Origin of the sequence: Actinocorallia aurantiaca (assembly GCF_039533685.1) — a bacterium.
Lineage (GTDB): Bacteria > Actinomycetota > Actinomycetes > Streptosporangiales > Streptosporangiaceae > Actinocorallia > Actinocorallia aurantiaca.
The window spans coordinates 55,116-75,646 of record NZ_BAAATZ010000035.1 but is presented as its reverse complement, the minus strand read 5'-3'; the positions used below and the strand labels follow the sequence as shown (position 1 = coordinate 75,646).

23 protein-coding genes are annotated in these 20,531 nt (G+C 71.1%); 18 read left to right on the top strand and 5 right to left on the bottom strand.

The window, feature by feature from the left end:
• Nucleotides 1–117 precede the first annotated feature (117 nt).
• Together ABD327_RS34525 and lhgO are read left to right on the top strand one after the other, a co-directional pair.
• Nucleotides 118–1,089, top strand: coding sequence for an Lrp/AsnC family transcriptional regulator (locus tag ABD327_RS34525; RefSeq protein WP_344457320.1), 972 nt, complete (start codon nucleotides 118–120; stop codon nucleotides 1,087–1,089).
• A gap of 105 nt (nucleotides 1,090–1,194) precedes the next feature.
• A complete protein-coding gene (gene lhgO / locus ABD327_RS34520) occupies nucleotides 1,195–2,400 on the top strand; it encodes an L-2-hydroxyglutarate oxidase (protein WP_344457318.1) in 1,206 nt (401 codons plus the stop codon).
• Between the two features lie 198 nt (nucleotides 2,401–2,598).
• Here lhgO and ABD327_RS34510 read toward each other — a convergent pair whose 3' ends face one another.
• Complete coding sequence (locus tag ABD327_RS34510) at nucleotides 2,599–3,903, bottom strand: FAD-dependent oxidoreductase (RefSeq protein WP_344457316.1); 1,305 nt, start codon at nucleotides 3,901–3,903, stop codon at nucleotides 2,599–2,601.
• 347 nt (nucleotides 3,904–4,250) lie between these two features.
• On the opposite strand from ABD327_RS34510, the gene ABD327_RS34505 reads away from it, so the two are divergent.
• The 3 genes from ABD327_RS34505 (at nucleotide 4,251) to ABD327_RS34495 (ending at nucleotide 6,002) form a co-directional block, all read left to right on the top strand.
• Entirely contained in the window at nucleotides 4,251–4,520 is a 270-nt protein-coding gene (locus ABD327_RS34505) for a TraR/DksA C4-type zinc finger protein (protein ID WP_344457313.1), read from the top strand.
• Nucleotides 4,521–4,582: 62 nt separating this feature from the next.
• A complete protein-coding gene (locus tag ABD327_RS34500; protein ID WP_344457311.1) occupies nucleotides 4,583–4,951 on the top strand; it encodes a TraR/DksA family transcriptional regulator in 369 nt (122 codons plus the stop codon).
• A 133-nt stretch (nucleotides 4,952–5,084) separates the two neighbouring features.
• Nucleotides 5,085–6,002 (top strand): SDR family NAD(P)-dependent oxidoreductase, encoded by a 918-nt coding sequence (locus ABD327_RS34495; protein ID WP_344457309.1) that lies wholly within the window; start codon nucleotides 5,085–5,087, stop codon nucleotides 6,000–6,002.
• A gap of 391 nt (nucleotides 6,003–6,393) precedes the next feature.
• Here ABD327_RS34495 and ABD327_RS34490 read toward each other — a convergent pair whose 3' ends face one another.
• Complete coding sequence (locus ABD327_RS34490; protein WP_344457306.1) at nucleotides 6,394–7,125, bottom strand: DUF7873 family protein; 732 nt, start codon at nucleotides 7,123–7,125, stop codon at nucleotides 6,394–6,396.
• A gap of 138 nt (nucleotides 7,126–7,263) precedes the next feature.
• Between ABD327_RS34490 and ABD327_RS34485 the strand changes: the two genes are divergently transcribed.
• Nucleotides 7,264–8,553, top strand: coding sequence for an FG-GAP repeat protein (locus ABD327_RS34485; protein ID WP_344457304.1), 1,290 nt, complete (start codon nucleotides 7,264–7,266; stop codon nucleotides 8,551–8,553).
• An 8-nt stretch (nucleotides 8,554–8,561) separates the two neighbouring features.
• On the opposite strand, the gene ABD327_RS34480 is transcribed toward ABD327_RS34485, so the two are convergent.
• The gene (locus ABD327_RS34480; RefSeq protein WP_344457302.1) at nucleotides 8,562–10,085 is read right to left on the bottom strand and encodes an alkaline phosphatase D family protein; all 1,524 of its coding nucleotides are present in this window, start codon (nucleotides 10,083–10,085) and stop codon (nucleotides 8,562–8,564) included.
• A 213-nt stretch (nucleotides 10,086–10,298) separates the two neighbouring features.
• Between ABD327_RS34480 and ABD327_RS34475 the strand changes: the two genes are divergently transcribed.
• Together ABD327_RS34475 and ABD327_RS34470 are read left to right on the top strand one after the other, a co-directional pair.
• On the top strand, nucleotides 10,299–10,970 hold the full coding sequence (locus ABD327_RS34475) for a VOC family protein (RefSeq protein WP_344457300.1): 672 nt from the start codon (nucleotides 10,299–10,301) through the stop codon (nucleotides 10,968–10,970).
• A 110-nt stretch (nucleotides 10,971–11,080) separates the two neighbouring features.
• Complete coding sequence (locus ABD327_RS34470) at nucleotides 11,081–11,515, top strand: hypothetical protein (protein ID WP_344457298.1); 435 nt, start codon at nucleotides 11,081–11,083, stop codon at nucleotides 11,513–11,515.
• Between the two features lie 47 nt (nucleotides 11,516–11,562).
• On the opposite strand, the gene ABD327_RS34465 is transcribed toward ABD327_RS34470, so the two are convergent.
• Nucleotides 11,563–12,015, bottom strand: a complete 453-nt coding sequence (locus ABD327_RS34465; protein ID WP_344457296.1) for a MarR family winged helix-turn-helix transcriptional regulator — start codon at nucleotides 12,013–12,015, stop codon at nucleotides 11,563–11,565.
• A 225-nt stretch (nucleotides 12,016–12,240) separates the two neighbouring features.
• Nucleotides 12,241–12,654, bottom strand: a complete 414-nt coding sequence (locus tag ABD327_RS34460; RefSeq protein WP_344457403.1) for an aminotransferase class III-fold pyridoxal phosphate-dependent enzyme — start codon at nucleotides 12,652–12,654, stop codon at nucleotides 12,241–12,243.
• 93 nt (nucleotides 12,655–12,747) lie between these two features.
• Here ABD327_RS34460 and ABD327_RS34455 point away from each other — a divergent pair, with 93 nt between their 5' ends.
• From ABD327_RS34455 to ABD327_RS34415, 10 genes are all read left to right on the top strand, one after another.
• The gene (locus ABD327_RS34455; protein ID WP_425547281.1) at nucleotides 12,748–13,713 is read left to right on the top strand and encodes an asparaginase; all 966 of its coding nucleotides are present in this window, start codon (nucleotides 12,748–12,750) and stop codon (nucleotides 13,711–13,713) included.
• Nucleotides 13,714–13,899: 186 nt separating this feature from the next.
• Complete coding sequence (locus ABD327_RS34450) at nucleotides 13,900–15,279, top strand: hypothetical protein (protein WP_344457292.1); 1,380 nt, start codon at nucleotides 13,900–13,902, stop codon at nucleotides 15,277–15,279.
• Nucleotides 15,276–15,797, top strand: a complete 522-nt coding sequence (locus tag ABD327_RS34445) for a hydrogenase maturation protease (RefSeq protein ID WP_344457290.1) — start codon at nucleotides 15,276–15,278, stop codon at nucleotides 15,795–15,797. Before ABD327_RS34450 ends, ABD327_RS34445 begins: the two co-directional genes overlap by 4 nt.
• Nucleotides 15,790–16,152, top strand: coding sequence for a hydrogenase maturation nickel metallochaperone HypA/HybF (locus ABD327_RS34440; protein WP_344457288.1), 363 nt, complete (start codon nucleotides 15,790–15,792; stop codon nucleotides 16,150–16,152). Before ABD327_RS34445 ends, ABD327_RS34440 begins: the two co-directional genes overlap by 8 nt.
• A 19-nt stretch (nucleotides 16,153–16,171) precedes the next feature.
• Nucleotides 16,172–17,233, top strand: coding sequence for an NADH-quinone oxidoreductase subunit B family protein (locus ABD327_RS34435; RefSeq protein WP_344457286.1), 1,062 nt, complete (start codon nucleotides 16,172–16,174; stop codon nucleotides 17,231–17,233).
• Between the two features lie 19 nt (nucleotides 17,234–17,252).
• Complete coding sequence (locus tag ABD327_RS34430) at nucleotides 17,253–19,049, top strand: nickel-dependent hydrogenase large subunit (RefSeq protein WP_344457284.1); 1,797 nt, start codon at nucleotides 17,253–17,255, stop codon at nucleotides 19,047–19,049.
• On the top strand, nucleotides 19,042–19,560 hold the full coding sequence (locus tag ABD327_RS34425; protein ID WP_344457282.1) for a NifU family protein: 519 nt from the start codon (nucleotides 19,042–19,044) through the stop codon (nucleotides 19,558–19,560). Before ABD327_RS34430 ends, ABD327_RS34425 begins: the two co-directional genes overlap by 8 nt.
• Complete coding sequence (locus ABD327_RS34420; RefSeq protein ID WP_344457280.1) at nucleotides 19,557–20,141, top strand: DUF5947 family protein; 585 nt, start codon at nucleotides 19,557–19,559, stop codon at nucleotides 20,139–20,141. Before ABD327_RS34425 ends, ABD327_RS34420 begins: the two co-directional genes overlap by 4 nt.
• Complete coding sequence (locus ABD327_RS37555; protein ID WP_425547280.1) at nucleotides 20,060–20,248, top strand: DUF6893 family small protein; 189 nt, start codon at nucleotides 20,060–20,062, stop codon at nucleotides 20,246–20,248. The genes ABD327_RS34420 and ABD327_RS37555 overlap by 82 nt, the downstream gene beginning before the upstream one ends.
• Nucleotides 20,249–20,258: 10 nt before the next feature.
• Entirely contained in the window at nucleotides 20,259–20,531 is a 273-nt protein-coding gene (locus ABD327_RS34415) for a HypC/HybG/HupF family hydrogenase formation chaperone (protein WP_344457278.1), read from the top strand.

The window sequence follows — 20,531 nt, the reverse complement described above, 5'->3', positions numbered from 1 at the left end:
CCACCGGGCTTCGGCCGCCATGGCCGGGAACGCCTACGATGGGCCCCGGCCGACCTCCGCACGTCACCGCGGGCAGGCGTCGCCACCCTGTCCCGGATCCTGAGGGGAGAGAACCCCATGGTGTCCCAGAGGCTTGATCCGCTCGACCTGAAGCTGCTGCAGGCACTGGAACTCGACGGCCGGGCGTCGTTCAGCCGGATCGCGCAGGTGCTGGGAGTCTCCGACCAGACCGTCGCGCGCCGGTTCAGACGGCTGCGCGCCACGGTGCGCCTGCGGGTGACGGGCGTGGCCGACGACAGCCGCCTGGACAGGGACAGCTGGATCGTCCGGCTCGGCTGTCCGCCGAACGTGGCCGGGCAGCTGGCCGCCTCGCTCGCCAGACGCCCCGACACCAAGTTCATCGACCTGGTGTCCGGCGGCACCGAGGTGAGGTGCGGAATGCGGCCGCGCAGCCGGCAGGAGCGCGACGAACTGCTCCTCGAACGGCTCCATCGCATCCCGCGCATCACCTCGGTCAGCGCCCACTGCATCCTGCACTCCTTCTGCGGAGGCCCGCTGGGATGGCTGCACAAGACCCACGCGCTGGACCCGCACGAGGAGGCCGCGCTGCGTCCCCCGGCGATCGTCCCGGCCACGGAGCCGATCACGCTGGACGCCGTCGACGAGGCGATGCTGGCGGCCCTGCGGATCGACGGCCGCGCCACGCTCACCGAGCTCCAGACGGCCACCGGCCAGTCCGAGACGGTGGTCAGGAGGCGTCTGGACCGGCTGCGCACCACGGGCGTGCTGTACCTGGCCGTCGAATACGACCGGGAGTCCATGGGGGACGAGGTGGGGGCGATGTGCTGGCTGACCGTCGCGCCCCACGCGCTCGACGAGATCGGGCGGGCGGTGGCGGACCACCGCGAGGTGCGCTTCGCGGCGGCGACCACAGGCCGGTCCAACCTCGTCCTCTCGGTGCTCTGCCGCAGCACCTCCGACCTGTACGCCTACCTCACCGAGAAGATCGGCACCCTGACGGGAATCCAGACGGTGGAGACCACCCTGACCCTGCGCCGGGTCAAGGTCTTCACCTACGAGCTCCGCTGACGGCGCCCTCCTCTGGGGACCCGGCCTCGTCCTCCAGAGCGGCGGCGTCCACCATCGATCATGACGGCGCCCGTCCGGGGCGCCGCCGGAGAACGGAGGGCCGGTATGGCTGACGAGGTCGTCGGCATCGTCGGGGCCGGGATCATCGGCCTGGCGGTCGGCAGGGAGATCACGCGGCGGCGGCCGGGCACCCGGGTCGTCGTCATGGAGAAGGAGGACCGGGTGTCCGTCCACCAGACGGGCCACAACTCGGGTGTCGTGCACGCGGGGATCTACTACAAGCCGGGCAGCCTGAAGGCCGAGCTGTGCACGCGGGGCAAGGGCCTGCTGCGGGAGTACTGCGCCGAGCACGAGCTGCCCTACGAGGAGGTCGGCAAGCTCGTCGTCGCGGTCACCCCCGAGGACGCCGTCCGGATGGACGCCCTCTACGAGCGTGCCGACGTGAACGCCGTGACCGGCCTGCGGCGCGTCGGGCCCCGGGAGATCGGGGAGATCGAGCCGCACGCCAGGGGCCTGGCCGCGCTGCACTCGCCCAAGACCGCGATCACGGACTTCCCGCGCGTCGCGCAGGCCTTCGCCGACGACATCGTGGCGGCGGGCGGCGAGGTGCGGCTCTCCTATCCCGTCACCCGCATCACCGAGGTCGGCGGGCGGCTGGAGGTCGGCTCGCGCGAGCGGTCCCTGCGGGTGGACCGGCTGATCGTCTGCGCCGGCATCCACACCGACCGGGTCGCCGCGCTGGCCGGCGACGCCCCGGAGCCGCGGATCGTGCCGTTCCGGGGCGAGTACATGATCGTCTCGGACGAGAAGAAGGACCTGGTCCGCGGGCTGATCTACCCGGTGCCCGATCCCAGGTACCCCTTCCTGGGCGTGCACTTCACCCGGCGGGTGTCGGGCGTCGTGGACGTCGGCCCGAACGCGGTCCTCGGCCTGGCCCGCGAGGGCTACCGCCGCTCGGACGTCTCCGCCGAGGACCTGCGCGAAATGGCGAAATGGCCGGGTTTCTGGCGCATGGCACGACAGCACTGGCGCACCGGCGCCGAGGAGATGTACGGGTCCTTCTCCAAGCGCGCCTATATGAGGGCGGCCCAGCGATATGTGCCCGAGATAGGAGCCAAGGACGTCGTGCGCGGTCCTGCGGGCGTGCGCGCCCAGGCGCTGGACCGCGACGGCACCCTCGTCGAGGACTTCCGCGTCAACCGACTCGGACCGATCACCACGGTCCGGAACGCGCCTTCACCGGCGGCGACCTCGTCCATGGCGATCGCGGAGTACGTCGTAGACGTCGTCGACGGCAAAAGGGGCTCGTGAACGCGGTCCCGAACAGGCCGGTTCGCACGGTGACCGTCTGCCCGCCATCGCGGTTTCCCTGGAGAGGCTGCCCGAAGGCGCGCGGCCGCTGGCCTTCGTTGAGCGCGGCGTCCCGCAGGACCGGGTGTCCGTTTCGGGCTACTGGCGGCTCGGCCGGAACGAGGACGGCTGGCAGGTCTCCGAGCGCGAGTGGAACCGTCAAGTCGAGCAGGAGCAGGACGCGTCCTGAACCGGCCCGGCTCCGGCCGCCGAACGGCCGGAGTCCAGGGGGATCGGGGTGAACATCGGCGGCTCCTCTTCGGGGGTCAGGGCCGTGGGGCCGTAGATCCAGTCGGTGAAGGAGTAGTCGTAGGTGTCGCGGGCTCTCAGGAGGGCGTTGCGTTGGAGGCGGGCGGTGCCGTCGAGGTGCCACAGTTCGCCCCAGGCGCGGGTCGTGGTCAGGACGCGGCGGCAGTGTTCGGGGCGGACGGCCTCGTAGGCTGCGAAGGCTGCCTGCCAGTCGATCGAGCCGTTCTCGGCGCGGTGCGCGGCGACGTGCCGAGCGAGCACCCAGCCGTCTTCGATGGCCATGATCGCGCCCTGGGCCATGTACTGCAGGGGCGGGTGGGCGGCGTCGCCGAGCAGCGTGATGTTGCCGTGGACCCACGTCATGATGGGGTCGCGGTCGAACATTCGCCACCAGCGGTCGCGCCACATCAGGGGGATGCCGGCCTGGACGTCCGGGCAGGTGGTGGCGAAGGCGTTGTCGAGTTCGTCGGGCGTGCCCCAGTTCTTCTCGCCCGCCAGGGCTCTGGGAGATCGGAAGACCGCGACCTGGTTGAGCATCCGGCCGCCGCGCAGTCCGTAGTGGACGAAGTGGCAGTGCGGGCCGATGTGGACGGAGACCTCGCTGAGGTCGATGTTCCGGCCGACTTGTTCGATGGGCACGGCGGCGCGGTAGGCGACGTAGGGGGAGCTGACCGGTTGGTCGTCGGTCAGGAGTCTGCGGGCGACGGAGCGCAGGCCGTCGGCGGCGATGACGATGCGGGCCTCGTCGGTGCGGCCGTCCTCCAGCAGGACTTCGGCGCCGGACGGGGTGTTCTCGTAGCCGACGACGCGCGCGTCGGTGATCAGGTCGACGCCCGCGCGTCGGCAGGCGCGCAGGAAGATGCCGTGCAGGTCGCTGCGGTGGATGACCATGTAGGGGAAGCCGTATTCGCGTTCCAGGTCGACCAGGTCCAGGCGGGTCAGCTCGCTGCCGTCGAGGGCGTCGCGCATGACCATGGTCTTGGGTAGGACGCCGAGGTTCTCGGCTTCGTCGAGCAGGCCGTAGTCGTGCAGGATGCGGGTGCAGTTGGGTGCGATCTGGAGGCCTGCGCCGACCTCTCCGAACTCGCGGGCGCGCTCGAGCACGCGCACCCGCAGTCCTTCTCGGGCGAGGGCGTAGGCCGCGCTGAGGCCGCCGATGCCGCCGCCGACGATCAGGACGTCGACGGGCCCCGCGGCGGCGGTGGGTGTCGTCACGATGCTCTCCTCGATTCCCGGGACGCTCACAGCCACTCCGTCAGCGGTGGCCAGGGGAGAAGTAGGCCGTGCCTCGGCGACGGCGTCGTCCCCACCGGACGGTTCCCGGTGATCGCCGATGTCAATACCGGTGAGAGCCGTTTCCCTGCCGATTCCGGGCTCCTACACCATCCGGACCCGTGTTAATGGGGCCTGGGACGGATGGCGGCGGCGAGGCGGACGGCGCAGACTGGAGAGAAGAGGTCCGATAAAGATCTCTTTGTTCGTATGTCCAATGAAATGAGGCTTTTGTGACAAATCCGATCAGTGAGGACCTGCCACCCCCCGTACATCCGGATTCCGAGGCGGTGCGCCGCCTGTTGGAGCATGAGCGCCGTGACCGGATCGCCCGGCTGGCGGCGCTGCGGGAGGACGAGGGATCGGCATCCGACGACATCACGGGCGTGCAGCGGACGTCCGTCCGGCGGGTCATCGAGGAGATCGACGCCGCGCTGGAGCGGCTGGACGCCGGCGAGTACGGGACCTGCCCGCGCTGCGGCGAGCCCATCCCCGCCGAAAGGCTGGAGATCCTCCCGTACGCGCGCCACTGCGTCCGCTGCCGGCAGAGGAGCCGCTGACCGGCCCCTGCGACGGCCGCCGGGCCCGGACCACGATCCCCATGCGACCTGGGAGATGAGCCATGACCACGTACAGCGTGGAGACCGACAACGCGGGCCTGTGGGTGGAGGACCTGGCCGCGCTCCGCGAGCAGCTGCACGAGCAGCGCCTGTTCCGCCTCCAGCAGCTCCGGCAGCTCACCCGCTCCGCCCCTGCCGTGAAAGGGACGCGCGGTGCGAGTGACCTGCCGGCCCGGGTCCAGGTCCACAGGGAACTGACCGTCTCCGCCCGCACCGTCCTGGCCGAGGTGGAAGCCGCCCTGCGCCGCATGGACGAGGGCGGCTACGGGAGCTGCCACCACTGCGGCCGTCCCATCTCCCTGCCGCGGCTTCGGATCATGCCCCAGAGCCGCCGCTGCGCCGACTGCCACCGGGCCGAAGAGACCGGATGACGGCGGGAGGCCTGTTCCGGGTAAGTTGCCCTGAGGGAAACGAAAACGGGAAAATGGAAACACCGGCCCGTCCGTTTCTGGTAGGTACGTCTGTTGTGCTCGCCACCGTGTGGGCGGGGGCTGGGAGTGGACGATGGAACGGACCGTGGTCATCACCGGCGGAGCCGGAGGGCTGGGGCTGGAGACGGCCCGGGCGATCGCCTCGGCGGGCGGCGGATGGTGCGTCGCACTGGTGGACCGGGATTCGGAGCGGGCCGGAGAGGCCGCGGCGCGGCTGGAGAAGGAGACGGGCAGCCGGGTCGTCCCGGTGAAGCTGGATCTGGGCTCCCTGGACCAGGTGCGTCGGTTCGTTCGGGAACTGCCGGATATGGGGCTGCCGCCGGTGCACGGCGTCGTCTGCAACGCGGGGGTGTCGCACAGCGAGGGCGGGCTCCACTACACCTCGGACGGGTTGGAGGAGACGTTCGCGGTCAACTACCTCGCACACTTCGTCCTGGTAAACGAACTGCTGCCGCAATTGGCGGAGCAGGCGCGGATCGTCCTGGTGTCGAGCTCGACGCACGACCCGGAGCAGTCGACGGGGGCGCCCGCGCCCCGGTACGCCGACGCCGCGACGCTCGCGCGTCCCGCTGAGACCGAGACCGGCAAGGAGGACGGGCGCCGCCGCTACACGACCAGCAAGCTGTGCATCGTCATGGCCGCCTACGAGCTGGCGCGCAGGCTCGACGGCGGCACCGTCACGGTCAACGTCTTCGATCCGGGCCTGGTGCCGGGCACGGGCTTGGCGGGCGGACGCGGGCCGCTCTACCGCTTCCTCTGGAAGTACATCCTCCCGCTGCTCATCCTCCTGCCCATCAACGCGCACACCGCCCGCACGTCGGGCCGCAACCTGGCCCGCCTCGTCCTGGACCCCGCCCTGGACGGCGTCACCGGCCGCTACTTCGAGGGCGTCGAGGAGGGGCGCTCCTCCGAGGAGTCCCATGACCGGGCCAAGGCCGCCGAACTCTGGAAGGGCAGCGCGGCCCTCGCCGGCATGGACACGACGATCTGATCATGCGGGCCCCGGAAACTGCCCAGTTCCCGGGGCCCTGAAGGTTCCGCTCTTCTGTCACGCCGGCTGCGTTTAAGGGCGGGGATCATTGTGAGGATGACGCGTCCTCCCGTTGGACCACCGTGCCATGGAGAGGCACGGGCCGGATTCGAACCGGCAGTCTCGTCGATCTCCGTCCCCGCCCGGTCGATCCGGCGATGAGCGGTGCTTGCTGAGATTGGAGCGAGAGCCTGAGATTGACCGGGCTGCCTCTACCGATTGGGCCACCCCGGCAGGTGTGCCGGGGGCGGGATTCGAACCCGCACTGTCACCGCTGTTCAGACTGAGCCTCATCCTCAGCTTTCCGGACCTCGCGGCCCGGACCCCCGCGCTCCAGCGGGGGAGTCTTCGGTCATGCGAACAGGTAACGGAACACGGCGTCGCCGACCCGCTGGTCGGTGACCTCGATCCCGTTGGCCTCCTCCCGGGCGTACTTCACCGCGGCCAGGAGCCTCTCGACGCGCTCCCGGAGCTCGTTCACCCGCCTGGCCGGCATCGCGCCGGAGAAGCCGACCTTGGTCCAGGTCCCGACGACGATGTCCTCGGTGTAGGTCTCCACCTGGGCGGGGTGCTTGTCCGTCGCCTCGTACAGGACGTGCGCGCGCGGCACCTTCTTCGTCCGGGTGGTGCGGACCGGCTCGGTGCGCCACACGTCCGAGGACTCGTCGAAGGTCCACGTCTCGGCGGCGTCCAGGACCGGCAGCTTGCCGATGAGGGTCTGCAGGTCGGTGAGCTGCTTCTCGAGGAACAGCAGGTAGGTGACCGGCACGTCGCGCAGAACGGCCTGCCCGTCCACGGTGACGTCCGCGCGGGCCTCGCAGTTCGCCCAGTCCTTGGTGGCGACCACGTCGAACAGCTTCGACAGGGCGGCGCCCGCCTCCCGCAGGACGTCCTCCGTCCGCACCTGGACCTTGGTCGACTCGGGCGGCAGCGTCTCGCCCTCGTCGTCGTTCGGCTGGTACGTCCGCGAGATGCCGGACAGGAGGGCCGGCTTCTGCAGCCGGTGGTAGACGTCGGTCAGCTCCCGCTGAGTCCGGGACTTGGTCCCTTTTTCCACCGCGATGATCTGATTCAGCTTGGGCACCCGGCGAGCATACTGCGGAGCGCCCGAGAGCGCTTTTCAATATTCGGCCCGCTCTGTACCGGACAAAAACGGGAAAGGTTCATTAAGGCGACATTCGATTGCTGTCGGGGCGTTCCGCTGGGCGGAGACGGTGGCGGAGTGCGAAGCCTTGTGATGGTCCCGCTGGTGATGGCGGGAATGCTCGTGGCGCCCGGAGCGGCTCAGGCGGCCGCGTGCGGCGGTGGATCCGATTTCGACGGAGACGGCAGGCGGGACCTCGCGGCGGGCGCCCCCTCGGCGACGGCCGGAGGGCAGGCCCGCGCCGGTCAGGTGGGGATCCTGTACGGAGACGGCCGGCAGGAGTGGCTGGTCCCGGCGGACGCGCGCCGCGGGGACGGGTTCGGTGCGGCGCTGGCCGTCGGGGACCTGGACGGCGACCGCTGCGCCGACCTCGCGGTGGGTGCGCCGGGGGCGGAGTCCGTCCGGGTGTACCTGGGCGGTGCGGGCGGGTTGCGGCAGGGGCCTGCGCTGCGGCTGCCCGAGCGCGGCAGCGACCGGTTCGGCACGGCCCTGGTCGCCGCTGACCTCGACGGCGACCGCGACCTCGAGCTCGCCGCGGGAGCACCGGGACGCGAGGGCGGGGGAGCGGTCGCGGTGTTCGGGCTGCGTGCCGGCGGACTGAAAGGACGCAAGGTCTTCGCCGCCTCTATCGGGCGGAAGGGCGAACGCAAGGCGCAGACGGACTCGTTCGGCTCCGTCCTCGCAGCCGGGGACTTCGACGGGAACGGCCGCGAGGAGCTCGCGGTGGGCCTGCCCGGCGACGGCCGTCGCGGAGAGGGCTCGGTGACGGTCCTGGACGTCGCGCGCGCCAAGGGGTGGAACATCTCCCAGGCGGGCAGGCTGCGCGGTTCGCCCGAACGCGGCGACGGGTTCGGCAGCGCCCTCGCGGCCGCCGACTTCGACGCCGACGGCCGGGACGACCTGGCGATCGGCGTCCCCGGCGAGGCGCTGACGGACAGGAACCGCGGCTTCGGCGAGGGCGCCGTCCACGTCCTGTACGGCCCGTCCTTCAAGGAGGAGGGCCCGATGTGGAACCGGCTCACCAAGGGCCTGTCCGGGAACGCCCGCCGCAACGACCTGTTCGGCGCCGCCCTGGCGGCGGGCGACCTGAACGGCGACCGGATCCCGGACCTCGCGATCGGCGTCCCCGGCTCCGGCGCCGTCCAGATCCTCCGAGGGCGCGAACGCAAGGGCCTGACCGCGGCCGAGACGCAGCTCGTCCGCTCCGGTCTCGGCGCCGCCGCCCACTACGGCCATGCCCTCGGCGTCGCCGGCGGGGGCCTGGTCGTCGGAGCCCCCGGTGCGGACGGCTTCGCGGGGGGCGTCTACCGGAGCAGGACCAGGCTCCCGATCGAAGGCCGGGGCCTGACCGGCTTCGCCTTCGGCTGAGACGGGGGTCAGCGGGCCAGGGAGCGGGCGCCGTCCGGGACGGTGAACCGGGCGGCGCGCCGGGCGGGGGCGCCGCGCCGTGAGACGTGCTCCAGGGTGTGGAAGTCGGCGGTGAGCGCCTCGGGGGTCAGCCTGCCGAGGATGTAGCCGCGGCGCTGGTCCACGAAGGCGAAGTGCGGGTTCTCCGCGAGGAGGGCTGCGTTGACGCCCCGGTCGCGGTAGCCGTCGCCGTCGCTGGCGATCGAGGTGGCGACGAGCTCGACCCCCACCCGGGCGGAGGAGGGATCGTCGAAGTCCCGCAGCAGGTCGCTCGCGAAAGCGGTGTGCACGTCGCCGGTGAGCACGACCGGGTTGCGGGCGCCCGACCGCTGGACGGCGTCGAACACGCGGTCGCGCTCGGCGGTGTACCCGTCCCAGGCGTCCATGCCGACCGTGACGGCGGGGCCGAGCGCGAAGTCCCGCTGGGCGAAGAAGATCTGCTGGGCGAGGACGTCCCAGCGGGCTCCCGAGGAGCGCAGCCCGGACTCCAGCCACTTCAGCTGCCGGCCGCCGAGCACCCGGTGGGACGGATTCGTCCGTGAGTCGCAGCCCGTCCGCAGCCAGTCGTCGCAGGGCTGGTCGGTGCGGTACTGGCGGGTGTCGAGCAGGTGGAAGGAGGCGAGCGAGCCCCATGACAGCCTGCGGAACAGCTGCATTTTTGTCCCGGACGGGCGGGACGACGCACGCAGCGGCATGTTCTCGTAGTAGGCGCGCATCGCGGCCCTCTTCCGGGCGGTGAACCCGGGGACGCCCGAGCCCGGGCTGCTCCCGGCCCAGTTGTCCTCCAGTTCGTGGTCGTCCCAGATGACGGCCCAGGGCGCGGCCGCGTGCGCGGCGCGCAGGTCGGGATCGCTCTTGTACTGGGCGTGCCGCCGCCGGTAGTCGGTGAGGGTCTGGCACTTGCCCGCGGTGTGCCTGCGCACGATGCCGTTCGAGCCGCCGTAGGAGCCGGGCGCGTACTCGTACAGGTAGTCGCCGAGATGCAGCACCAGGTCGGGGTCCTGCGCGGCCATCCGCCGGTAGGCGGTGAAGTACCCGTGCTCGTAGTGCGAGCAGGACGCCGCGGCGAACGTCATCGGCGCCAGCGAGCCGCGCGCCGGCGCGGTGCGAGTCCGGCCGGCGGGGGAGAGATGGCCCTGGGCGCGGAACCGGTAGAAGTACTCCCGCCCCGGCTCGAGCCCGGACGGTTCGACGTGCACCGCGAACCCGCCGGACGGCCGCGCGGTGGCGGTGCCCTGCCGGACGACCTTCCGGAACCGCGCATCGGAGGCCACCTGCCACCGCACCTCGACGGGCTTGGAGCCCATCCCGCCCAGCCCGTCCTCGGCGAGCGGCCGTGGTGAGAGCCTCGTCCACAGCACCATCCCGTCGGGACGGGGATCGCCTGAGGCGACCCCGAGCCGGAACGGATCGGGTCTCCCGGCCGGTGCCGCCACGGCGGGCGCCGACGTGGTGGGCCCGCAGGCCAGTCCCATGGCGGTCAGACCGCCCACCGAAACGACTCTTCTGCGTGTTATCTCCACGACGTCAGTGCAGATGACCGGCACGAACGGAGGGTGAAGCCGGGCTGAGCACACGACGCATGCCGGAGGGCGACCGGCCGTCGTAGAATTACTCGTAAAGGCCGTGGCTCCGAGAGGCCCGCACCCGAGGAGTACCTCGCCGCCCGGAGGGTTGGGCTTGCGGAGAAGGGATAGGTCCGACCCATGGTTCTCGCTCGTTTCAAAGACCTCGTCGTGGACGCGGTGGACCCCGCCGTCCTGGGCGCCTTCTGGAAAGCGGCGGCCCGGTTGGAATGGGTTCCGCTCCCGGAGGGGGAGGGCAAGCTGACCGGCTCCACTCCACGGCACACGATCTGGATCAATCGGGTGCCCGAACCGAAGACCGTCAAGCACCGGGTGCACCTCGACGTGTACGCGCGGTCGATCGCCGCGCTGGAGGAGCTCGGGGCGGAACGGGTCGAGGAGTTCCCCGACTGGACGGTCATGAGGGACGTCGAGGGCGGTGAGTTTTGCGCCTTCCTGCGCGAGGAACCGCCCCGCGACGGGCTTCACGCCCTCGTGGTCGACTCCGCCGACCCGCGGGCGCAGGCCGACTGGTGGGCCGGCGTCTACGGGGCCGAGGCCGTCCACCACCGGGAGGACGGGTGGTCGACGATCGAAGGCGTCCCGGACATGCCGGTCCGCACCTTCGACTTCGTGCGCGTCCCCGAGCCGAAGACCGTCAAGAACCGCGTCCACTGGGACGTGTACGGCGACGTCGACGACCTGGCCGCCGCGGGGGCGAGGGTGCTGCGCGACCGGGACGAGGAGATCTCCTGGACGGTCATGGCCGATCCCGAGGGCAACGAGTTCTGCGTCTTCGCTTCGGACGCCTAAGGGCTGCTCCCGTTATGGGCGATGCCGTGACCGTCCGGATCGTCACAACCCGCGGTAAAGATGTCGCTGATGCGGCGATCTGGACGAAGAAGACGGACATCTTCCTTCGCATGAGAGAACTGGTGATCGCGGGTCTCACGGTCGTCGCGTTGGCGGCGCCGGCAGGAGCGGCCGACGCCCGGCCGGCTCATCCTTCCGAGGCCGTCAGCCTCAAAGCGTCAGAGCGGACGAAAACCCGGCTGGCGGACAGCTACTACACGTCCTACGCCCACGATCTGGCGTGCGCCAGGCGCTCGAAGGTGGTGGGTCCCAAGCGCCTCTACTACGGCAAGATCGTCACTGAGGGGAAGCCGTCCGTCTACTGGGCGGTCGGCGACATCCGGCTGAGCTGCAACCGCCTCAGCGCACAGGACGGGCCGCACGTCTGGCGCAAGCTGGGAATCGAGGGCCGCTGGGTCTACAAGGGGGACACCGGCGGCTACCTCTGCGGAAAGGTGCCGAGGAAGATGCTGAAGGCCTGGAAGCTCGGCTGCTCTCCCACCTGAGCCCTCCGTCCGAGGCGGCCCTCCGCGGCCTTCTCCGACCCGGCCGGTCAGTTCGGCGGGGTGCGGGAGAGCGCGGCGCGGCAGCGGGCGAGGTGGTCGCGGAAGGCCGTGCGCTCGGCGTCGGTGAAGCCGTCGAGCATGGTCTCCTCCAGCTTCCGGACGGCGGGCGCGTAGACGGACAGGAGGGCCCGCCCGCCGTCGGTGAGGCTGATGATGTGGCGGCGGCGGCTGGCCGGGTCCCGCGTCCTGGAGATGAGGTCGCGCCGCTCCAGCGCCGAGACCAGGTCGGACATCGACTGGGGCGTGACGAAGGAGTTGCGGGCGAGCTCGGCCGCCGACAGGTCGTCGCGGAGCTCCAGTACCGTCAGCGCGGTGTACTGCAGCGCCGTGATGCCCGCGGGCCGGACCAGCTCGTCCAGGTGGGAGCGGGAGGCGAGCTCCACCTGCTTGATCGAGTAGAGCAGGGAGGGCGGGTGCTCCTCGGCTTCCGCGCGGCTCATGCCGTGCTCCGGTGAGTCCCCGACCCGGCATCCCCGGGAGGCGGCGGGGCGTGGTCGAAGGCGGGCCGCGCGCGTCCGAGCGCCGCCCGCCGACCGGGTGCCGGGCGGAGGCGGAAGCGGAGGCCGTGGCTGAGCTGCACGGTCGGGATTCTAACGTCCGGGCCTCCGGATGATCTCGAAGGGCGCGGGTGAGGCGGGCAAAGACGCCGTCCGGCCCGCGGCGGGTCAGCCGCCGGTCGCCCGGGTCAGGGCCTTGTCGAGGATCTCCAGGCCCAGGTCGATCTCCTCGGGGGCGACGGTCAGGGGCGGGGCGATGCGGAAGACGCCGCCCATGCCGGGCAGCTGGACGATGTTCATGTGGAGGCCGAGCTCCAGGCAGGCGGAGGTGACCTCGCGGCCGAGGCCGTCGGCGGGGTTCTTCGTCTCGCGGTCGAGGACGAGCTCGATGCCCTGCATCAGGCCGCGCCCCCGGACGTCGCCGATGCACTCGTGCCGCTCCTGCAGCGAGAGCAGCCCGGCCCGCAGCCGCGCGCCGAGTTCGGCGGCCCGCAGGTCGAGGCGGTCGCGCAGGATGACCGAGACGACCGTGCGCCCCACGGCCGCGGGCAGCGGGTCCGAGACGTGGGTGGTGAAGAACAGGTAGCCGATTTGAAGACAGGACCTGGGGGGCCATGGGCCGACCGGCTCTCCGTCCGTGCTTTTCGGGCTTCGGCGCCATTTAATCTGAGTGGTATGAGTGGCGAAAATCTAATTTGTCCGGTTCTTGTCGAGGTGGAGCGGTCGGGGTTCGTGGAGTCCCGGCACCGGGGGTCCGCCGTGGCGCTGGGCGCGGACGGGAACGTCGTCAAGGGGCTCGGGGCGGTGGACGCGCCGCTGTTCCCGCGGTCGACGGTGAAGCCGTTCCAGGCCGTCGCGATGTTGCGGAACGGGCTGGAACTGGAAGGCGAGCTGCTCGCCCTCGCCGCGGCGAGCCACTCCGGCGAGGCGTTCCACGTCGAGGGCGTGGAAAGGATCCTGGCGGGCGCGGGACTGACCGCCGCGGCCCTGGGCTGCCCGCCGGACTGGCCGATGGACGACGGCGCCCGGCGCGAGGCCCTGCGGACGGGCGGTGCGGAAAGCCCGCTCTACATGAACTGCTCGGGCAAGCACGCCGCGATGCTGGCGACCTGCCGGGCGAACGGCTGGCCCACGGAGACGTACCTGGACCCCGGGCATCCGCTGCAGCTGGCGGCCCGTTCCACGATCGAGGAGTTCGCCGGCGAGAGAGTGTCGGCGACCGGCGTGGACGGCTGCGGCGCGCCGCTGTACGCGGTCACGCTCCTCGGCCTGGCCCGCGCCTTCCACCGGCTGGGAACGGCTCCGGAGGGCAGTGAGGAGGCGCGGGTCGCCGCCGCGATGCGCGAGCACCCGGCCTGGACGTCGGGCACGCGACGCGACGAGAACGACCTGATGTCCGAGATCCCGGGACTCGTCCTGAAGTGCGGGGCCGAGGGCGTCGACGCCTTCTGCCTCCCCGACGGCCGTGCGGGCGTGGTCAAGATCGAGGACGGTGCGATGCGCGCCCGCACTCCCGTCACCGTCGCCCTCCTGCGCGCCCTGGGCGTCGACACCCCCGGATCCGCCTCGCGGGCCTCCACCCCCGTGACGGGCGGCGGCGAGGTCGTCGGCTCCATCAGGATCGCCCCGGACCTCTTCTGAACGGCTGAACCGCCCCTCGCCCCGCGCGGAAAGGAAGGGCGTCCGGCTAGGTGGTGAGGACACCTAGGGGACGGCTCCACTTACCGGCACCGCGGGGCGTTGTTATAACAAAAGAAATCACCCACAGGAATGGTGTGAACGCGGAAGGTCACATCTCTGTGATGCCGGTTCGGGGGCGAAGAACACATGGGCACGAGGACGGTCATCGCCGAGGACGTCTTCGCGCCGGTGCGGTCGGTGGCCGACGCGATCCTGTACGAGGGGTACCTGCTCTACCCGTACCGGGGGTCGTCGGGGAAGAACCGGGTGCGCTGGCAGTTCGGGGTCCTCACGCCCCGGGAGTGGACGAAGGACCGAGGGCCGGACGACAAGGGCGTCGCCGGGTCCGCGGAGGGCTGGTGGCAGCAGACCGAGTGTCTGCTGTACGGAGCCGTCGAGACGGTGGTGTGCCAGGTCCGCTTCCTCCAGTTCCAGCGCCGGACCGTGGAGGAGTTCGACGGGCACGGCTACCGCCGGGCCGAGGTTCTGGACACCGGCCTCCGCCAGGAGGTCGGCTTCGACGAGGCCGTCGCCCGGGAGTCCACGGTCCGGTTCCTCCTGGAGGGGAAGGGCAACACCGCGGACGGGTCGCGGAAGGTCTTCCTGGAACTGCCCGGAGGACAGGACATCGAGGTCGTCCAGGGAGAAGACGGGCAGCCCGTAGGGCGGATCCTGCGGCGCAGGTGGCCGCTGTCGCTGGCGGTGCGGTTCTGTGCGACCCCTGCCGGGGAGGGCCCGAAAGGGCCGCTGACCAGGCTGCGCGTCCGGGTGGAGAACAGCGGCGGGAACATTCCGCCGGGCACCCCGAGGGACGAGGTGCTGTGCGTCTCCCCGCTCTCCTGCCACGTGCTGATGGCCGTGCGAGGCGGGTCCTTCGTCTCGCTGCTGGAGCCGCCGGAGTGGGCGTGCGCCGCGGCGCGGACCTGCGAGAACGTCCGGGTCTTCCCGGTCTTGGCCGGGCATCCGGGGCATCACGACCTGCTTCTGTCGTCGCCCATCCTGCTGTACGACCACCCCCGCGTCGCGCCCGAGAGCCCCGGCGACCTTCACGACTCCGGGGAGATCGACGAGATCCTCACGCTGCGGACCCTCACCCTGACCGACGAGGAGAAGCGGGAGGCGCGGGCCACCGACGCGCGGGCCGCGGCGATCCTGGACAGGGTCGACGCGATGCCGCCCGAGGTGTTCGAGCGGCTGCACGGAGCGGTGCGCTCGATGAACAGGGTCCCGGCTCCCGGCGAGGACGCGGAGGCCTTCGTGGCCGGGGTGCGCGTGGGCGCGGGCAGCCGCGTCAGGCTGCGGCCGAGGGCGCGCGGGACGGACCCGCAGGACAGGTTCCTCGACGGGCGCGACGCCCGCGTGGAGAAGGTGCTGACCGACGTCGACGACGTCGTGCACCTGGCCGTCACGCTCGAGGACGACCCCGCCGCCGACCTGGAGCGCTGGTACGGGCGGTACCGCTACTTCACCCTCGACGAGGTGGAACCCCTGGCCGCGAAGGACGCAGGAGAGGAGGACCCCGAATGAGCGCGGAAGGGCGGAGGGTCCTCGTGGCGGGGATCGGCAACGTGTTCCTGGGCGACGACGGTTTCGGCGTCGAGGTCGTCCGCCGCGTCGACTCCAGGGGGCTGCCCGCCGGGGTGAGGGTCACCGACTACGGCATCCGCGGCGTGCACCTGGTCTACGAGCTGCTCGACGGCGGGACCGACACGCTGATCATGGTGGACGCCGTCCCGATGGAGGCCCCGCCGGGCTCGCTGGCGGTCCTGGAGATCGGCGAACGGGACCTCGAAGAAGGGGAGGACGACTCCACCGTCGACGCGCACGGCATGCACCCGCTGGCCGTGCTGCGGATGCTGAACCGGCTCGGCGGAGAGGTCGGCCGGGTGCTGGTGGTGGGCTGCCGCCCCGCCTCGGTGGAGGAGGGCATGGGCCTGTCGGAGCCCGTCGCCGCGGCCGTGGACGAGGCGGTGCGCCTGGTCACGGACCTGGCGCGCGCCGAGGCGCTGGAGACGGGAAGAAGCGAGGAGCGTACCGATGCATGAACTGGGACTGTGCGACGCCATCGTCAGGGCGGTGCTGGAGCGGGCGGACGGCCGGCGCGTGAGCGGTGTGAAGGTGCGGATCAGCGGACATCCGGTGGATCCCGGCGTCATCGACATGGGCTTTCAGCTCGCGGCCGCGGGCACTCCCGCCGAGGGCGCCCGGGTGGAGCTGGTCCAGGAGCCGGCCTCGGTGCGCTGCCGCGCCTGCGGGGCCGAGAACCCGGCCGACGCCGTCCCGAACCTGGTCGTCTGCCCGAGCTGCGGCGGCCTCGACGTGGAGACGGCCGAGGCGATGGGGCACGGGGCCGTCCTGGAGTCCATCACCGTCGACGAGCCCGCGGGAGCGGGCGGCTGAGACCGAGAGGGGCCTTGCGATGACTTCCACGAGGGAACAAACCGAACAGCCCGGATACGAGGAGATGCACATCCTCTGGATCTCCGAGGGGATGAGCTGCGACGGCGACACCGTCTCGATCACGGCGGCCTCGCAGCCCGCCGTCGAGGACGTCGTAAACGGCGTGGTGCCGGGCCTGCCGAAGGTGCACCTGCACAACAAGGTGCTCTCGCCCACGCTCGGCGGGGAGGAGTTCCTCGCGCCGTTCCGGGCCGCCGCCGCGGGCGAGCTGGAGCCGTTCATCTTCGTCCTGGAGGGCTCCGTCCCCAACGAGAAGATCAACGGCGAGGGCTACTGGACGTCCTTCGGCAACGACCTCGAGACGGGCGAGCCGCTGACGCTGAACTGGTGGATCGACGCGCTGGCCCCCAAGGCCTGGGCGGTCGTCGCCGCCGGAACCTGCGCCACCTACGGCGGTATCCACGCCATGGAGGGCAACCCGACCGGCTCGATGGGGCTGGCCGACTACCTGGGCTGGGACTTCAAGTCGGCAGGAGGGCTGCCCATCGTCAACGTCCCGGGCTGCCCCGTGCAGCCCGACAACTTCATGGAGACCCTCACCTGGGTGCTCTACCACGCGGCCGGCGCCGCGCCACCGCCGCCGCTGGACGACCTGCTGCGCCCGACGTGGCTGTTCGGCCACACCGTGCACGACGGCTGCGACCGCGCGGCCTCCTACGAGCAGGCCGAATTCGCCGAGACCTACAACTCCTCGCACTGCCTGGTGAAGATCGGCTGCTGGGGTCCGGTGGTCAACTGCAACGTCCCCCAGCGCGGCTGGATGGCCGGCATCGGCGGCTGCCCGAACGTGGGCGGCATCTGCATCGCCTGCACCATGCCGGGCTTCCCGGACAAGTTCATGCCGTTCATGGATGAGCCGCCGGGAGCGACCCTGTCGTCCACGCTGATCAAGCCCTACGGGGCGTTCATCAGGCGGATGCGGCACATCACCAACCGCACGGTCAACAAGGAACCCAGGTGGCGCCACAACCGTGACGTGCTGACCACCGGCTACCGGCCGCACAAGCGCCCGCGCAGGTAAAGGGAGAGGACTTCGAGAGATGGCCATCACCGATCCGAGGACGGCGGCGGGAACCGAGCCGGGGCGGCTCGTCGAGATGTCCTGGGACCCGATCACCCGCATCATCGGGAACCTCGGCGTCTACACGAAGATCGACTTCGCGAACCGGCGGGTCGCGGAGTGTCACGTCACCTCGTCCCTCTTCCGCGGGTACTCGGTGTTCATGAAGGGCAAGGACCCGCGCGACGCCGGGTTCATCACCAGCCGCATCTGCGGCATCTGCGGCGACAACCACACCACGTGCTCGGTGTACGCGCAGAACATGGCCTACGGGATCAAGACCCCGCCGCTGGGCGAGTGGATCATCAACCTCGGCGAGGCCGCCGAGTACATGTTCGACCACACGCTCTTCCAGGAGAACCTGGTCTTCGTCGACTACTGCGAGGCCATGGTCAAGGACACCAACCCGGGCGTGATGCGGCTGGCGCGCGAGACCCTGGCGCCGGGCTCCGACGTCCACGGCTACCGCACGATCGCCGACATCATGGAGGCGTTCAACCCCTTCGAGGGCGAGGTCTACAAGGAGGCGCTGCGGATCAGCCGCGTCACCCGCGAGATGTTCTGCCTGATGGAGGGCAGGCACGTGCACCCGTCGACGGTCTATCCGGGCGGCGTGGGCACGGTGCCGACGCACTCGCTCTTCGTCGACTACCTGTCGAGGCTGATCAGCGTCATCGACTTCGTCAAGAAGTCCGTCGCGATGAACGACGACGTCTTCGACTTCTTCTACGAGGCGCTGCCCGGCTACGAGGAGGTGGGGCGCCGCCGCGTCATGCTCGGCTGCTGGGGCGCGTTCCAGAACCCCTATGTCGTCGACTACCGCTACGAGACGATGGACCACTGGGGCAAGGCCATGTACGTGACCCCGGGCATCATCGTGGACGGGCGGCTGCTCACCACCGACCTCGTCGACATCAACCTGGGCATGCGCATCCTCCTGGGCAGCTCCTACTACGACGACTGGACGAACGCCGAGCCGTTCGTCACCACGGACCCGCTCGGCAACCCCGTCGACATGCGCCACCCGTGGAACCAGACCACGCTGCCCGTGCCGCAGAAACGCGACTTCGACGACAAGTACAGCTGGGTGATGAGCCCGCGCTGGTACGACTCGCAGTCCGGTGAGCACCTCGCCCTGGACACGGGCGGCGGTGCCTTCGCCCGCCTCTACAGCACCGCGCTGGGGAACATGGTGGACACGCCCTACGTGAAGTCGACCGGTTCGAGCGTCCAGATCACGCTGCCGCGCGGCGAGTCGCTGCCGGAGAAGACGCTGGAGTGGCGCATCCCGCAGTGGTCCAACGCGCTCGAACGCAACCGCGCCCGCGCCTACTTCATCGCGTACTCCGCGGCGATGGCCCTGTACTTCGTCGAGGAGGCGATGGAGCTGGTGCGGGCGGGGGAGACCAAGGTGTTCCAGCCGTTCGACGTCCCGGACGAGGCGATCGGGGTCGGTTTCCACGAAGCGGTCCGGGGCGTGCTGTCGCACCACATGGTGATCCGCGACGGCAAGATCGCCAACTACCATCCGTACCCGCCGACGCCCTGGAACGCCAGCCCGCGCGACGCCTTCGGCACGCCGGGCCCGTACGAGGACGCGGTCCAGGACATGCCCATCTTCGAGGAGAACGGGCCCGAGGACTTCCGGGGCGTGGACATCATGCGGGCGGTGCGCAGCTTCGATCCGTGCCTGCCGTGCGGCGTGCACATGTATCTCGGCAAGGGCCGCACCCTCAAGAAGCTGCACTCGCCGATGTTCGGGGCGTCCCATGGCTGAGCGGCTCGACGACCCGACCGTCGGTGACAGGCTCGCCCGGCTGGAGTCGGTGCTCGGCGAACTGGAGGCGATCCCGGGCGCGACGGCCGCCAAGGCTCTGGACGCCGTCACCCTGATCACCGAGCTGTACGGGGAGGCCCTCGCCCGGGTCATGGACCTGGCGGCCGGCACGGCGGGCCCGCTGGCGGACGACGAGCTCGTCGGTCACCTGCTGGTCCTGCACGAACTCCACCCCGAGCCGCCCGAGCGGCGGATCGAACGGGCCCTGGACCGGGTGCGCCCGCTCCTTCGGGGCGGCGACGCGCGTTTCGACGGCGTCGAGGGGACCGTCGCGCGCGTCCTGCTCTCGGGCGGGGGATGCGGAGGGGCCGGGCCGGCCGTGGAGGTGGTCCGGGAGGCGGTACTGGGGGCCGTCCCGGAACTGACGGACGTCGACGTCCGGCAGCCGAAGGGCAAAGCCGCTTTCATCCCGGTCGAGTCGCTGTCGCGCCGCCCGGAGACGGCCTCATGAACTCGACGGCGCTCGGCCGGGCCATCCGGCGCGCCGAGTCGCGGGAACGGGGGACGACCGACCTCTGCGGTCTGTGCGGCATCCCGGTGGAGGACGAGCACCGCCACGTGGTGGACGAGCGGAACGGCGCGCTGCTGTGCTCCTGCCGGGCCTGCTCGCTGCTGTTCGGGGAGGGGACCGGCCACTACCGGCTGGTGACCGGCGGGCGGGTCCGGCTCACCGGCCTGGATCCCGCGGACCTCGGCGTCCCGGTCGGGCTGGCGTTCTTCACGCTCGGTGCGGACGGCGTCGTCACCGCCCGCTATCCGAGCCCGGCGGGCTCCACCGGCCACTCCGTGGAGGCGGCGGCGTGGGCGAAGGCGGTCGCGTCCTGCCCGCGCCTGGCCGAGCTGCGGCCCGGTGCGGAGGCGCTGTTGGTGAACTCGCTCCGCGGCGCGGACGAACGGTGGCTGGTGCCCGTCGACGACTGCTACCGGCTGGTGGCCGTCGTTCGGGGCGCGTGGAAGGGCCTGTCCGGGGGCACCCGGGTGTGGCCGGAGATCGAGGCGTTCTTCGCGAGCCTCGCGGAAGGAGAAAAGTGAGACGGGTCGGGATTGCGATACTCACCCTCTTCATGGCTTTCGCCGTGTTCCTGGTCTTCCAGAACCTGCCTGCGCTGAAGCGGTACCTGCGCATGCGGCGGATGTGAGAGGAGCGACATGTGCCTCGGCATCCCGGGAGAGATCGTGGAACTCCTGCCGGACCGCGGAGACCTGGCCACGGTCGAGGTCGCCGGCGTCCGCCGGCCGATCAGCCTGGGCCTGCTCGGCCCCGGTGCCGTCCGTCCCGGCGACTGGGTCCTGGTCCACGTCGGCTTCGCCATGTCGAAGATCGACGAGGCGGAGGCGGCCGCCACCCTCGCCCTGCTCGAAGGGCTCGGCAGCGCCTACGAGGACGAGCTCGAAGCGCTCTCCGAATCCGACATCACCTGA